This window comes from Streptomyces sp. NPDC048606 (assembly GCF_040650855.1).
In the GTDB taxonomy this organism is placed as follows: domain Bacteria; phylum Actinomycetota; class Actinomycetes; order Streptomycetales; family Streptomycetaceae; genus Streptomyces.
This window is the reverse complement of sequence record NZ_JBEZIB010000008.1, coordinates 109657-122776: the sequence shown is the minus strand read 5'-3', so window position 1 is coordinate 122776 and position 13120 is coordinate 109657. Positions and strand designations below refer to the sequence as shown.

At 70.7% G+C, this 13120-nt stretch carries 12 protein-coding genes; 6 read left to right on the top strand and 6 right to left on the bottom strand.

All coding sequences use genetic code 11. The features are described from left to right. Positions 1–405: 405 nt before the first annotated feature. Entirely contained in the window at positions 406–1953 is a 1548-nt protein-coding gene (locus AB0D01_RS11245; protein ID WP_363054853.1) for a M1 family metallopeptidase, read from the top strand. Between the two features lie 39 nt (positions 1954–1992). Here AB0D01_RS11245 and AB0D01_RS11240 read toward each other — a convergent pair whose 3' ends face one another. Next, positions 1993–2910, bottom strand: coding sequence for an oxygenase MpaB family protein (locus AB0D01_RS11240; protein WP_363054852.1), 918 nt, complete (start codon positions 2908–2910; stop codon positions 1993–1995). A 189-nt stretch (positions 2911–3099) separates the two neighbouring features. On the opposite strand from AB0D01_RS11240, the gene sph reads away from it, so the two are divergent. Beyond that, entirely contained in the window at positions 3100–4098 is a 999-nt protein-coding gene (gene sph, locus AB0D01_RS11235) for a sphingomyelin phosphodiesterase (protein WP_363054851.1), read from the top strand. A 117-nt stretch (positions 4099–4215) separates the two neighbouring features. Here sph and AB0D01_RS11230 read toward each other — a convergent pair whose 3' ends face one another. Further along, on the bottom strand, positions 4216–4689 hold the full coding sequence (locus tag AB0D01_RS11230) for a hypothetical protein (RefSeq protein ID WP_363054850.1): 474 nt from the start codon (positions 4687–4689) through the stop codon (positions 4216–4218). A gap of 12 nt (positions 4690–4701) precedes the next feature. After that, entirely contained in the window at positions 4702–5670 is a 969-nt protein-coding gene (locus tag AB0D01_RS11225; protein ID WP_363054962.1) for a twin-arginine translocation signal domain-containing protein, read from the bottom strand. A 417-nt stretch (positions 5671–6087) separates the two neighbouring features. On the opposite strand from AB0D01_RS11225, the gene AB0D01_RS11220 reads away from it, so the two are divergent. From AB0D01_RS11220 to AB0D01_RS11205, 4 genes are all read left to right on the top strand, one after another. Beyond that, complete coding sequence (locus tag AB0D01_RS11220) at positions 6088–6306, top strand: hypothetical protein (protein WP_363054849.1); 219 nt, start codon at positions 6088–6090, stop codon at positions 6304–6306. Between the two features lie 84 nt (positions 6307–6390). After that, entirely contained in the window at positions 6391–6966 is a 576-nt protein-coding gene (locus AB0D01_RS11215; protein WP_363054848.1) for a hypothetical protein, read from the top strand. A gap of 45 nt (positions 6967–7011) precedes the next feature. Further along, entirely contained in the window at positions 7012–7143 is a 132-nt protein-coding gene (locus AB0D01_RS11210) for a hypothetical protein (RefSeq protein WP_363054847.1), read from the top strand. A gap of 53 nt (positions 7144–7196) precedes the next feature. Further along, entirely contained in the window at positions 7197–7841 is a 645-nt protein-coding gene (locus AB0D01_RS11205) for a class I SAM-dependent methyltransferase (protein ID WP_363054846.1), read from the top strand. A gap of 116 nt (positions 7842–7957) precedes the next feature. Here the strand turns inward: AB0D01_RS11205 and AB0D01_RS11200 are convergent, their stop codons facing one another. The 3 genes from AB0D01_RS11200 to aspT (AB0D01_RS11190) all read right to left on the bottom strand — a co-directional run bounded on the left by AB0D01_RS11200 (position 7958) and on the right by aspT (AB0D01_RS11190) (position 13096). Then, positions 7958–9616, bottom strand: a complete 1659-nt coding sequence (locus AB0D01_RS11200; protein WP_363054845.1) for a bifunctional aspartate transaminase/aspartate 4-decarboxylase — start codon at positions 9614–9616, stop codon at positions 7958–7960. Positions 9617–9695: 79 nt separating this feature from the next. Continuing rightward, positions 9696–11399 (bottom strand): aspartate-alanine antiporter, encoded by a 1704-nt coding sequence (gene aspT, locus AB0D01_RS11195; protein WP_363054844.1) that lies wholly within the window; start codon positions 11397–11399, stop codon positions 9696–9698. 17 nt (positions 11400–11416) lie between these two features. Next, entirely contained in the window at positions 11417–13096 is a 1680-nt protein-coding gene (gene aspT, locus AB0D01_RS11190) for an aspartate-alanine antiporter (protein WP_363054843.1), read from the bottom strand. Positions 13097–13120 lie beyond the last annotated feature (24 nt).

Genomic DNA, 13120 nt, shown 5'->3' with positions numbered 1-13120 from the left:
GCCCCGCCCCGCGCGGCGCCCGCGACGCCGTCGAGGCCTTCGGCGCCCGTCGCCGCCCGCGCGCCTCCTCGACGCCCGGCCGGCGGGCCGGCACCCTTCCGGTCGCGGCGCCCGTCCGGCCGGGGCCCGTCCGGCCGGGATCCCGCGCCGGGGATCCGGGGATCCGCGGATCCGGGACCCGGCGATTTCCGGCCTTCCTGACGCCGTTCGCCCGCCCGACCGCGTACGGTCCGCGCCCCCGCGCGCGGCTCCCCGTACGGGAACACCGGCCCCGCACGGTGTCCGCTGAGCGGGGTGTGACGGCCGAATGGCGATCGTGTGACAGAGGTGGCCATGGACATGACGCGGGCATCGCGGGTGAATACGGTCGAACACATCGGCCTCCCCTACCACTTGGAGCTCATCGTGCGCCGCACAGTCATCGCCCCGAGCGTGCTCGCCGCCTCCCTCCTGCTGGTGATCCCGGCATCCGCGGCGAGCTCGACTCCGGGTGCCCCGGGTCTCGGCGATCCCTACTACCCGGCCAGCGGGAACGGCGGCTACGACGTCTCCCACTACGACCTGCGCCTGCAGTACCAGCCGAAGACGGACCTGCTGGAGGGCACCGCGACCCTCCTGGCCACCGCCAAGCAGGACCTGTCGCGCTTCAACCTCGACTTCGGCCTCAAGGTCAGCGAGGTCCGCGTCAACGGGATCAAGGCCAAGTTCGCCACCTCCGGCGCCCACGAGCTGGAGGTGACCCCCGAGAAGGCGCTCGCGCGCGGCAAGCAGGTCAGCGTCGTCGTCAAGTACGCGGGAAAGCCCTCGGAGTTCAAGGTCGACGGCTGGTCGGCCTGGCAGCGCACCCCGGACGGCGGGGTCGCGGCGCAGGAGCCCGACGCGGCCGCCTGGTGGTTCCCGAGCAACGACCACCCGCTCGACAAGGCCACCTTCGACGTGTCGATCAACGTCCCGGACGGCACCCAGGCCATCAGCAACGGTGTCCTCCAGTCGCAGTCCTCCAAGCTCGGCTGGACCCGCTACAACTGGCGCTCCAACAAGCCGCAGGCCACGTACCTGGCCACGCTGGCCGTCGGCAAGTTCGACATCACCACCGACACCACCGCGAACGGCCTGCCGATCCTCAACGCCTACAGCAAGGACCTGGGCGACAACGCGGGCGCGGCGCGCGCGAGCATCGAGCGGACCGGCGAGGTCGCGGAGTGGCTGGAAGGGGTGTTCGGCCCGTACCCCTTCAACGCCCTGGGCGGCTACGTCCCGAACGTGCCCAGCGGCTTCGCCCTGGAGACGCAGACGCGGCCCTTCTACAGCCCGCGCCAGTTCGCGAACGGCGCCAACATCCAGGTGGTCGTCCACGAGCTGGCCCACCAGTGGTACGGCGACAGCGTCTCCGTGGACAACTGGAAGGACATCTGGATCAACGAGGGCTTCGCCCGCTACAGCCAGTGGCTGTGGTCGGAGAAGGAGGGCGAGGGCACCGCGCGCGAGCTCGCGCAGTGGACCTACGCCTCCCGCCCGGCCGAGGACCCGTTCTGGCAGGTCAAGCCGGGTGACCCGGGCGCCGAGAACCAGTTCCACGGGGCCGTCTACGACCGTGGCGCCATCGCCATCCAGGCGCTGCGCGACGAGATCGGCGACGAGGCCTTCTTCAAGATCCTCAAGGGCTGGCCGACCGAGCGGGCCTACGGCAACGCGAAGGTCGGGGACTTCGTCCGGTACGCGGAGAAGATCTCGAAGAAGCCGCTCGCCCAGCTGTTCGAGACCTGGCTCTACACCGCGGGCAAGCCCGGTTACGCCCCGTCGGCCGCGGCGGCCCCGGGCGCCCGCACCTTCGGCGCGGCGCCCGCCAAGCCGGCGGCGGAGCCGAAGTCCTGGAAGAAGATCGCCGCGACGAACACCGTCCACGACCGCGACGACCGGGGTCACGCCGCCGGCCACGACCACGGCCACTGATCGCGCCCGACGGCACCGCGTGCGGGCGCGCCGGGGTCCTCAGCGGACTCCGGCGCGCCGGCGCGCCCGCGCGGCGCGGGCGATCGGCAGGTAGCGCACCCTCTCCGGCAGCAGCGGTACGAGGATCCGCGCGGCGGTGCTGAGCCGGCGCAGCCGGCGCTCCTGCGCGGGCGTCCACTCCAGGCCGATGGCGGCCCGGGCCTCGGGCGGCATGTACCCGACGGTGACGAAGGCCCGGAAGCGCAGGTAGGCGACCCGCAGCAGCGGCCAGGTCGGGCGCAGCAGTGCCCGTGCGACGCGGGAGCGGGGTTCGGGGCGGGGCACCGGGGTGTCGGTGGCGACCAGTTCGCGGGCGACCTTGGTCGGCTCGATCTCCTCGGCCAGCATCCGGTGGTAGTAGGGCCAGAACTCCTCGACGGTCTGCGGCATGTCCCGGTCGCGCAGACCCAGGATCCGGCCCACCTGGAGCCACTCCCGGTACAACTGCCGCTCCTGGGCGGGGGTGATGCGGCGGAACAGGTAGCGGCCGGCGTACAGGGAGACGGGGAAGCCGGTGGCGTGCACCCAGGCGTAGCAGGCGGGGTCGAGGGAGTGGTAGGCGCGGCCCCGGGTGTCGACGCCCCGGATCTCCCGGTGCAGACGGCGCACGCGCCGGCCCTCGGCGGCGGCCTCGTCCCCGCCGTACACCCACAGTTGCACCGAGCGCAGCGAGCGTTCGCCGCGCCCCCAGGGGTCGGTGCGGAAGACGGAGTACCGGTCGACGCCGGCGCCGACGGCGGGGTGGGCGACCTGGAGGGTGAAGGCGGCGGGCAGGGTCAGCAGGGAGCGGATGTCCCCGGCGGTGCTCCAGAGCACTCCGCCGGGCGGCGGCGGCTCGGGATCGCGGCCGCGCGCTTTCCCGCGCTCGCGGTCCGGGTCGTGGTCGCCGGTGGTCCCGGGCGTCGCCTTCGTACTCATCCGTGCTCCCCCGGGGTGTCCTGTGGCGGTCCTTCCAGTATTCACCCCTTGCGTCGGACCGCCCCCGGCGGGCGGTCCCCCACGATGTCCCGAGCAGGACAGAAAGTCTTGTCACGGGTGTTACCCCGAAGTAACCGCGGCTGCTTGTATGACGGCGTCGATCTTCCCGCAGGAATGACGGAGACCCCCATGCCGCAGATCTCGCACCGCCGCCACCGGGCCGCCGCCACGGCCGTCGCCGCCCTGGCCGTCGGTTCCCTGGCCCTCGCCACCGCGCCCGCCGCCACGGCGGCGGAGGAGGCCGCCACGCCGCGGCTGAGCGTGCTGACGTACAACGCGTTCCTGATGAGCAAGAACCTCTACCCGAACTGGGGCCAGGACCACCGGGCCGCCGAGATCCCCAAGGCCTCCTTCTACCAGGGCCACGACGTGGTGGTGCTCCAGGAGGCCTTCGACAACGCGGCCTCGGACGCGCTGCGGGCGAACTCCGCCTCCCGCTACCCGTACGCCACGCCGGTGGTGGGCCGCAGCAAGAGCGGCTGGGACGCCACGGGCGGCGCGTACTCCGCCACCACGCCCGAGGACGGCGGGGTGATGGTCCTCAGCAAGTGGCCGATCGTCCGCAAGGAGCAGGTCGTCTACAAGGACGCGTGCGGCGCCGACTGGTGGTCCAACAAGGGCTTCGCCTACGTCGTCCTCGACGTGAACGGCACCCGGGTGCACGTCGTGGGCACGCACGCCCAGTCCACCGACCCCGGCTGCGGGGCCGGCGAGGCGGCCCAGATGCGCTCCCGACAGTTCCGGGCCATCGACGCCTTCCTGGACGCGAAGAACATACCGGCGGCCGAACAGGTCATCGTCGCGGGCGACATGAACGTCGATTCGCGCACCCCGGAGTACGCCTCCATGCTGGCCGACGCCGACCTGGCCGGCACCGACAGCCGCACGGGCCACCCGTACTCCTTCGACACCGCGCTGAACTCTATCGCGAAGTACCGCTACCCGACCGACCCGCGCGAGGACCTGGACTACGTCCTGCACCGCAAGGGCCACGCCCGCCCGGCCGGCTGGAACAACAACGTGATCAAGGAGACGACGACCCCCTGGACGGTCTCCAGCTGGGGCACCTCCTACACGTACGACGCCCTCTCGGACCACTACCCGGTCGTGGGATCCGCGGCCCAGTAGCCCAGGCCGCGCGGATCGAGCGCCGAGCACCCTCGACCTCATCGCCGACAGCAGCCCCACCCGAGAACACCCCCTCTCGCCTCCGGCCGGGAGGGGGCGCTTGCGTGCGTCCGGGGCTCAGCGGCCGGCGCCTTCCGGCCAGAGAATGCGCACCGGTACCCCCGTTCGCTCGGCGTACGCCACCACGTCCGCTGTGCCCCCGTACCCCCATGCCGGCTTCCCGTCCCAGACGGCCCACAATTCATCGACAAGACCGACGAGGATCTCGCTGCCGGCCATGTGGGCCGCCGAGTCGGAGGCCGCCATCCCCGTGCGGTGTACCTCGGTGGCCCGGCCTAGGAGGCGGTCGTACACGGCCCGGTGCTCCGCAGGGAGGTTGTCGCGATACTCGTCAGCCGGGATCACCACCTCCAAACACCCACCGTGCGCGAGGACATACTCGGCGAACCAGGCGTCAGGGCCGTCCGCGATGCAGGAGACGCCCACCAACTCGACGGCGTCGTTCTGGCTCACCGCCGTCTCCAGGAGCGCGCGAACCCGCTGCTCGACCTCCGTGTTCAGCCCTCGATGGCCGGTGATTCCCACACGCATCGCGTGCCTCCCCTACAGGTAGACGTCGTGCAGCTGCTCGTCGAAGTCGCGGACCACCTTGGGCGGTGACGCGGTGCGGTACGAGCGGCGGACCGCACGGGCACGGTCCACGATCCGTCCGGAACGGTACTGGACCCCGGACTCCAGGGCTTGGGAGGCCATCGCGAACGCGCCCTCGACCCGGCCGGCCGCCAGATGGCCGGCCGCGATGTCCAGCAGCAGGAGCGCGCGCTGCTTCGTGTGCCCGGTGGCCAGCGCCTTCGTGTCAGCGTCGAGGACCCAGGCGGGCAGCCCCAGCCGGGCCCCGCAGGCAACCCGCGCCGCCACCACCTTCGCCTCGCTGAACCGGAACACCCAGGGCCACGGGGCTGGGTCCTCGGACCCCAGCCGCGCGGCCAGTGACCGGCTCGTGGTCAGGGCCTGGTCGCTCGCCTCCTCGTCTCCCGCCGCAGCGTGGGCGAGCGCCTCGACCGCCGACAGCCACGCGTCTGCGACGGCCGGCCTACGAGCGTCCAGGAAGCCCCGCGCTTTCCGCGTCCAGTTCAGGGCCTGCGCCCCGTTTCCGGCGTCGGCCTCGAACTGGGCCATGCTGCCTGCCTGGTAGGAGGCGAGGAGGGGGTCCCCTGCCGCGCGCGCCGCCTTGATCGCGGATCCGTACCAGCTTCGCGCTGACCCGTGATCGCCCATGTCCCACGAGAGCCAGCCCACCAGGCTCGCGGCTTCGCTGCCGACCGCCGCCAACCGGGCCCGTTGGCGATCGTCGCTTGCGGTTCGGCTCACGGTTTGCACGAGCCGAAGGTGTGATTGCACTGCTTCCGAGAGATCCCTTGAGGGGGTGGTCCCGTCGAGGCGGCGGTAGGACGCCGTGCCCAGCCGAAGCGTTGCGGCTTGCCCAACGCCCTCGTTCGGATCGGGGAACGCTGCCAGAGCTGGGGCTACCGCTGCCGCGGCCACTCCTCCCATGAAGTTTCTTCGTTCCATGTGCTCGTACCCATCTCGTACCGCTGCGTCCGCGAGCCCCAGCAGGGAGGCGGGGATGCCCAAGTGGGTCGCCATCACCGCGAGGACGTCTGTCGCGTATGCCCCGGACCCGCGCTTCTCAAGGCGTGACACCGCCGACTGTGACAGCCCGCAGGTCTGGCCCAACTGGGTCTGTGTCAGCCTCGCGCCCTTGCGGACCAACTCGATGACCCGCCCGTAATCCTTGGCTGCGGACGCTTCTTTGACCGCCGGCGTGATGCTCAACGTGCCCCCAGTCTTGGGTTTCAACCGTCGATTCGCGTGCCCCTACGCACTGCGCGCATATCCGTATGCGGGTGCCGCATAGGAAATGGTCCCACTTCGTCGTCTCGCAGTTGACTGGTCTCACCACCGGCTGACGACGGAAGGGAGCACCTCGTGACCACGCCGATCAACCCGTACACCGCCATGGACCACCCGTTCCTGCGGCGCCGGGTCCGTGACATTGCCTGCGGCGCCGAGGGCGAGTTGATGGCCGTGGTGCGCGAGAAGGTCGGTCGGCATGACGGCCAGGCGTTCTACGCGACGCTCGCCTACATCCGGATGAAGTCCGGCCGCGAGTTCAGCACGGCCGTCACGAACATCGAGGCCGCGTGAACGCGCGGCGGCCGTACCGGCGTCCGCTGACCCAGCAGGAACCCGCTGACGAACCTCTGCACCACCACTTCCAGGGAGACGAACATGACCAGTCCGACCCCGCCCCCTCCGCCGTGCAGCACCAAGCCCGGCGGCCCGCCCACCCCCGCGCAGGCCGCCACCGCAACGTTGACCCTGGAACCCGGCACCCGTGACGCCCGCGACCTCCTCACCCCCGCCGACCTTTTCGCCGTCATCGCGACCGTCGCCAAGGACAACCCCGACATGGGCTGGACCATGGCCGAGCGGGTCACGCTCGAAGGCCTGAAGTTCGTCGCCGCGGCGGCAACGGGCGCGCGAGGCATCGCGCCGTCCCGCGTGGTCGACGAGGGCTGGCACGCCCTGATCTTGCACACGGCCGTCTACACCGGCCTGTGCGAGCGCCTCGGGGGCGGCTTCGTGCACCACTACCCGGAACTCCCGGCCTCCGGCCGCTACGACCCCGAATTCATCGACCGCACCATGGTCGCGATCGAGATGGCCGGCTACCCGGTTGACCGGGAGCTGTGGCGGGGCCCGGACAACGGCGTCACCGACGTGTCGGCGACCTGCCAGCACTCGCCGAACTGCGGGCCGATCCAGCCCATGCCCACCCCGCAGTGCCTGTCCGAACCGAGCTAACGCCGTCTGACCGGGCGCTACGCTCCACTCCCGATAGGAGGACACATGCAGGAGTGGAACGACCCGCGGTACGCCGAGCTGGTCGAAGCGTGGCGGGCCGCACAGCAGCCGACTTCCCGCGATCCGGACGAACGTCCCACCCGCGGGTTCGTCATGCAGCTGCCGTCTGACGACTGACCCAACGGGCCCGGCCGCCACGGCGGCCGGGCCCTCTCCCCGCGGAGCCGTCCATGACCACCTCGTCCCAGTGGGACCGGTATGCCGGCCTCACCCCAGCCGGCCGCCAAGGCCCGCCGCCGCCCTTCAGCTGGACGATCCACCCGGGCCACGGCCCCGGCGTCGAACTCCTCGGCGTCGGGCCGGGGGCTGACGTCCTGGAGCTGGGGTGCGGCAAGGGCGACCGCCTCGCCGCCGTCGCGGCCCTCGGTGCGCGAGCCGTCGGCGTCGACATCTCGCCGATGCAGGTGGCCGCCGCCGACCGCCGGTGGGGGCCGGCGGTCGAGGTGCACCAGGCCGACGCCGTGCATTACCTGCACCACACCACGGACCTGTACGACGCCGTGTACTCCGCGTATGGCGCACACTGGTTCACAGACCCGAAGGTGCTCCTCCCGGCGATCTGCCGGCGTCTACGCCCCGGGGGCGTGCTGGTCCTGGCCCACCTGACCCCGGGAACCCAGTTCGAGGCGCACGGGCCGACGGCCGCCCGGGTGCCCTCCGAGACGGTGCCCCGGTGGGAGGGGGAGGCCTACCAGTGGGCGAACCTGCTGGAGGGCTGCGGGTTCTCAGCGCCCTCTGCGTCCGAGATCGTCCCTCCGCGCGACTCGACGGGTTGCACGGTCGTGCTGCGGGCCTGGGCGGATGGCGGGGGATGATCCCTTGATCCGGCCCCGGCGTACGCGTGCGCGAGGCACGCCCCGTACCCGGCGGCTGCGCGACGCACGGTTGCTCCAGCGGGGGTGCCCGCCGTGGGGCGGGCACCCCCTCGCCGTCAGCCCGTCGCCTGCGCGCGGCGCCACTCCGAGGCGTAGTCGTCGAAGATTCCCCTGAGGTGGTGGCCGATCTTCAGGTAGTCCAGGTCGTCCAGGTTCGCCAGGGAGACCCGGACCGACCATTCGGGGCCGTCGAAGCCGCCCCCGTTGAGGAGGACCACCGAGGTCTGTTCGGCGAGCCGGAACAGCGGGTCCACGGGCTCGTAGTTCTTCTCCAGGAAGGCGGCGAAGTCCTTGCCGTGGGTGCGCTCGGCCTCGGCGAGCAGGTCCAGTTCGATGTAGTAGCCCGCCCGCCGGTCGTCGTCGCTGATCTTCATCTGCGCGCCTTCGAGGAGGAGGTCGAGGCGTCGGTGGACGATCGCGCGGATGCGTTCCTTGTAGGCCTGGCCCTCGGCCATCAGGTCGAAGAGGGAGAAGAGGGTCATCATCGCCTGCTGCGGCAGGGAGAGTCCGGCCGTGTGGTTGAGGGCCACCGAGCGGGAATCGGCCACGAGGCGGTCGATGAAGCGGATCTTCTCGGGTTCCAGGCTCAGCGTTCCGTACCGCTTGGCCAGGCGGTCCTTGTGCTCCTGCGGGAAGCCGGCGATCATCTCGTCGATGACGTTGTCCTCGTGCAGCCCGATGACGCCCAGGCGCCAGCCCGTGCACCCGTAGTGCTTCGAGTACGAGTACACCAGCAGGGTGTTGCGCGGCAGCTCGGCGGCGAGCGAGCGGAAGCCGGGCACGAAGGTGCCGTACACGTCGTCGGTGACGATGATCAGGTCGGGGTTGGGTCCCGCGACGATGTCCTTGATCTGGTTCGCGACCCGTTCGCTCAGGGCCAGGGAGGGCGGGTTGCTCGGGTTGACCAGGCAGACCAGCTTGACGGCGGGGTCGGCGAGCTGGGCGACCTGGTCCTCGGGGTAGCGCCACTGGCGCACGCCGGTCTCGGCGAAGAGGTTCGCGGAGACGTTGACCACCTCGAACTCGAAGGTGTCGAGTTCGGGGATCTCGATGTACGGGGTGAAGACCGGGGTCATCAGGGCGATCTTGTCGCCCTTGTGGAGGACTCCGTTCTTCATCAACGAGTCGAAGATGTAGCACATGGCGGCGGTGCCGCCCTCGGTGGCGAAGAGGGAGAGGGTGTTGTCCCCCGGGGGGCGCTTGTCGAACATCTCGTCCGCGAGGTACCCGCGCACCACGTGCTCCGCGTGCGTCAGCATCCGGTCCGGCACCGGGTAGTTGTCACCGGTGATGGCATCGGTGAGCTCGTGGACGAAGGCGTCCTTGTCGAACGGCCAGCGCGACAGCGCGTACGCGACGCACGCGGACAGCATCTCGACACCGGGCAGCTCCGGGTGGCGTCGGACCCAGGAGTCGAAGCGGTCGCCGATGCCCGCCTTCTCGGGCATGCCGCCGAGGTTGTCGGCGGTCCACACCCGACGCGATTCGTCGAGCGCGAAGTAGCCGAGCGCGTAGAAGGCCTCGCGCGGACCCGTCGCGATCCAGTTGGGGTTGCCGCGACCGGCGTTGAGCATGGCGCGGGCGGTGGTGTCCTTCTGCCCCGGCTTCTCCTCCTGGGCGGCGGTGGCGAGCTGGATGAACTTGTCCTTCAGCTCGAAGGGGCTGAGCTGCGCGAAGGACTGGATCTCCTCGCGGCTGAAGCTGGTCTCCGGCACGGTGGTTCCTCGGGTCGGCGCCGGCGGACCGGCGTTCGTCGGGGGAAGGGGAAGAGGAAGGGGACGCTGTGGTGGGTGGTCAGTGGGTGAGGAGCACGATGACCGCGCCCCAGATGGTCAGCAGCACGTTCCCGATCGCGTACGGGATGGTGTACCCGAGCACCGGCACCTGTGACCTGGACTGTTCGTTGACGGCGCCGATGGCCGCCGTCGTGGTCTGTCCGCCGGCGAGGACGCCCATGAGGATCGGGAAGCGGATCCTCTGGATGTGGTGCCCGACGAGGAAGCCCACGATCAGCGGGATCACGGTGGCGATCGCGCCGAAAACGAGCAGTCCCCAGCCGGCCGTCGCCAGGCCGCTGGTGAATCCGGGGCCGGCGTTGAGACCGACGACCGCCACGAACAGGCACAGCCCGAAGGTGTCCATGAACCACTGGGCTCCGGGCGGGACGTTGCCGAACGTGGGGTACTTGCCCCGGATCCAGCCGAAGACCAGGCCCATGATCAGCGCGCCGCCCGAGGTGGACAGGGAGATGGGGACCCCACCGGCCGTCAGCGCGGGGATGCCGATGCAGCCGCCGAGGAAGATGCCGGCCCCGACCCAGATCATGTCGGTGGCGAAGCTGGTCGGCACGGGCTTGCCGATCGCCCGTCCGGCGGGGTCCACGAGCCGGGCGGGCCCGGAGAGCACCAGCGTGTCCCCCCGTTCCACCTGCGTGGAGAGGCGGTAGGGGAACTCGGCGCCCGAGCGGTACACCCGGTCGATGAACACGCCGACCATGAAGGGCTCCTGGCGCAGCTCCGCGATCGTCTTGCCGAGGCAGGCCTTCTCGGAGGCGACGACGTGCAGGCTTTCGGTGCGGTAGCCGAGGAGTTCGACGTCGTCGGTCTCCGCGCCGATGTGGGTGCGGGCGTCGAACTCCACGAGCGAGCCGCGCAGGGCACTGACGGCGACCACGTCGCCCTCGCGCAGCACGGTCTGCTGGGTGTGGTCGAGGATCTGTCCCTCACGCCGCACCCGGGTGAGGTAGATCCGCCGGTCGAGGGCCTTCTGCTGCTGTTCGAAGTCCTCGATGGTGCGGCCGACGAGGTCGGGTCGCTGGAGGGTGTAGGCCCTCAGGACGACCTCGTAGTAGCCCTCGCGCAGGTCCGGGTCGTCCTCGGGGGTGTCGAGCTCCTTGGCCAGCAGCGCGCTCTCGGCGGCGAGGTCGCGGCGGTAGAGCCGGGGCAGCACGTTGGCGAGCAGCATGGCGCACAGGATGGTGCCGAGGGGATAGGTGACGGCGTACCCGACGGCGACGAGGTTCTCCTGCTCCTTCATCTGGTCGGGGGTGAGGCCGGGGAGGTTGCCGATCGCGTCCTGGGCGACGCCGATCACGGCCGACTGGGTGAGCGCGCCGCCGAGCAGCCCCGCGCTGAGCCCGGGCCCGTAGCCGAGGAGGACGGCGAAGCCCCAGGAGACCAACAGGCCGGTGACGCAGACGACGACGGCGTTGACGACCTGGGGCAGCCCGTCCTTCTTCAGGCCCCGGAAGAACTGCGGGCCCACCTTGTAGCCGAGCGCGAAGAGGAACATGGTGAAGAAGAGGTTCTTCACGGTCCCGTCGATGGTGATCTTGAACTGTGCCCCGAGGAGCAGGCCCACGACCAGGCAGCCGGTGACGGCGCCCAGCCCGATGGCCCGCCACCGCAGCTTGCCGGCGAGGAAGCCCAGGGCGACCGTGAGGAACACGAGCAGTTCCGGATGGGGCGCGAAGACGTTCCGGTCGAGAAAGTCGATCATGGATTGCCCTCCGGCGTTCAGGCTCCGAGGATGCCGACGAGGATCGGACCGGTCAGCGGCAACAGGAAGTTGGAGAGCGCGTAGGTGATCGTGTAGCCGAGCATGGGCACCGAGCTCTGGGCGACCTGGGTGACCGAGGTGATGGCCGGGGTCGAGCACTGCTGCCCCGCGATGGCGCCGATCAACAGCGGGGGCTCGATCCCCAACAGCTTGCGGCCGACGAAGAGGGAGAGCGTGGCCGGTACGAGGACCATGGCGATGCCCGCGAAGGGCAGCAGGGCCCCGTACTCCTTGAGCAGGGGCCAGGCCTGCGGGCCGGAGGTGAGCCCCGTGCAGGCGATGAACACGGCGAGGCCCATGTCCTTGATGGTGGTCGCGGCCTGGGGCGGGAAGGCTCCGAAGGTCTGCCTGCGGGAGCGGAACCAGCCGAAGAGGAGCCCGGAGATCAGGCAGCCGCCGCCGGTCCCGAGGGAGAGCGGGACCCCGCCGAAGCGGACCACGATCTGGCCGAGGAGGGAGCCGGCGGCGATGCCGAAGCCGAGGTAGATGAAGTCGGTGGCGTCGTTCTTGGCGACGGTGCCGATCTTCGCGACGATCCTGGACAACCCGCTGCGGGCGCCGACGAGGGTGACGACGTCGCCGCGCTGGATGACCGTGTCCGGGGTGGCGGGCAGGGTCTGGTCGCCACGGAGCACCTCGGTGACGTACACCCCGGAGCGGGAGAACTCGGGGTGCTCGCGGACGATGCGGTCGATCGTCTGCCCCGACACGGTGGCCTTGGTGACCGCGATCTGGCTGGTGGCCAGCGGGGTGTCCACGCCGGGGATGCCGGGGGTCTCCGGGCCGATCGCGCGGCCCGCCTCGATGGTGTTCGCCCGCCTGCCGACGAGGAGGACCAGGTCGGAAAGGGTGAGTTCGAGGTCCGGGTACGGTTCGAGGGTCTTGGAGCCGCGTTTGACGGCCTCCACCGTGACGCGACCGCCGAAGTCGGATTCCAGGTTCCCGACCGTGCGTCCGTCGGCCAGGGTGACGAGGTAGGTCCGACCGACGAGACCGGGGAGGGCCTCGCGTTCGTCGCCCTCCAGACCACCGCCGCTGCCGCGCATCCGCTCCCACAGGTCGCGCGAGGCGTCCCTGAGGTTGATCCGCAGCAGCATCGGCATGATCTGGCTCGTGTAGATCACGATGGTGACCAGGCCGAAGAGGTAGCAGACGGTGTAGGCGGTCGCCACGTGGCCCTGGTAGGTCTCGATCTGGTCCGCGCTCAGGCCCGGCAGTTTGCCGATGGCCTCGCTCGCCGTGCCGACGACCGCGGATTCGGTGGCCGCGCCGGCCAGGATGCCGGAGGCGGTGCCGACGTCGAGGTCGAAGGCCTTGGCCAGGAAGTAGGCCAGGGCCAGGACGGAGACCAGCTCGATCAGGCAGAGCGTGAAGAAGCGCAGGCTCTTGCGGTTGAGGTTGGCGAAGAACTGCGGTCCCGCCAGGTAGCCCAGGGCGAAGATGAACAGGGCGAAGAAGATCGTCTTGACGTCCGCGTCGATCTGGATCTTCGCCCAGGCCCCCAGCAGGAGGGAGACGATCAGCGTCCCGCAGATGCCTCCCAGGGTGATGGGGCCGACGCGGAGCTTGCCGACGAGGTAGCCGACGGCGAGGCAGAGGAAGAGCGCGAGTTCGGGATGGTCGCTCAGTACGCCCACGAGCGCTCACCCCGCCCCGCACCG

Coding starts and splice junctions, on each gene's coding strand:
- AB0D01_RS11240 (WP_363054852.1), bottom strand. CDS start 2,910: ATGAGTACGAAGGCGACGCCCGGGACCACCGGCGACCACGACCCGGAC.
- sph (WP_363054851.1), top strand. CDS start 3,100: ATGCCGCAGATCTCGCACCGCCGCCACCGGGCCGCCGCCACGGCCGTC.
- AB0D01_RS11230 (WP_363054850.1), bottom strand. CDS start 4,689: ATGCGTGTGGGAATCACCGGCCATCGAGGGCTGAACACGGAGGTCGAG.
- AB0D01_RS11225 (WP_363054962.1), bottom strand. CDS start 5,670: ATGGAACGAAGAAACTTCATGGGAGGAGTGGCCGCGGCAGCGGTAGCC.
- AB0D01_RS11215 (WP_363054848.1), top strand. CDS start 6,391: ATGACCAGTCCGACCCCGCCCCCTCCGCCGTGCAGCACCAAGCCCGGC.
- AB0D01_RS11210 (WP_363054847.1), top strand. CDS start 7,012: ATGCAGGAGTGGAACGACCCGCGGTACGCCGAGCTGGTCGAAGCGTGG.
- AB0D01_RS11205 (WP_363054846.1), top strand. CDS start 7,197: ATGACCACCTCGTCCCAGTGGGACCGGTATGCCGGCCTCACCCCAGCC.
- aspT (WP_363054844.1), bottom strand. CDS start 11,399: ATGATCGACTTTCTCGACCGGAACGTCTTCGCGCCCCATCCGGAACTG.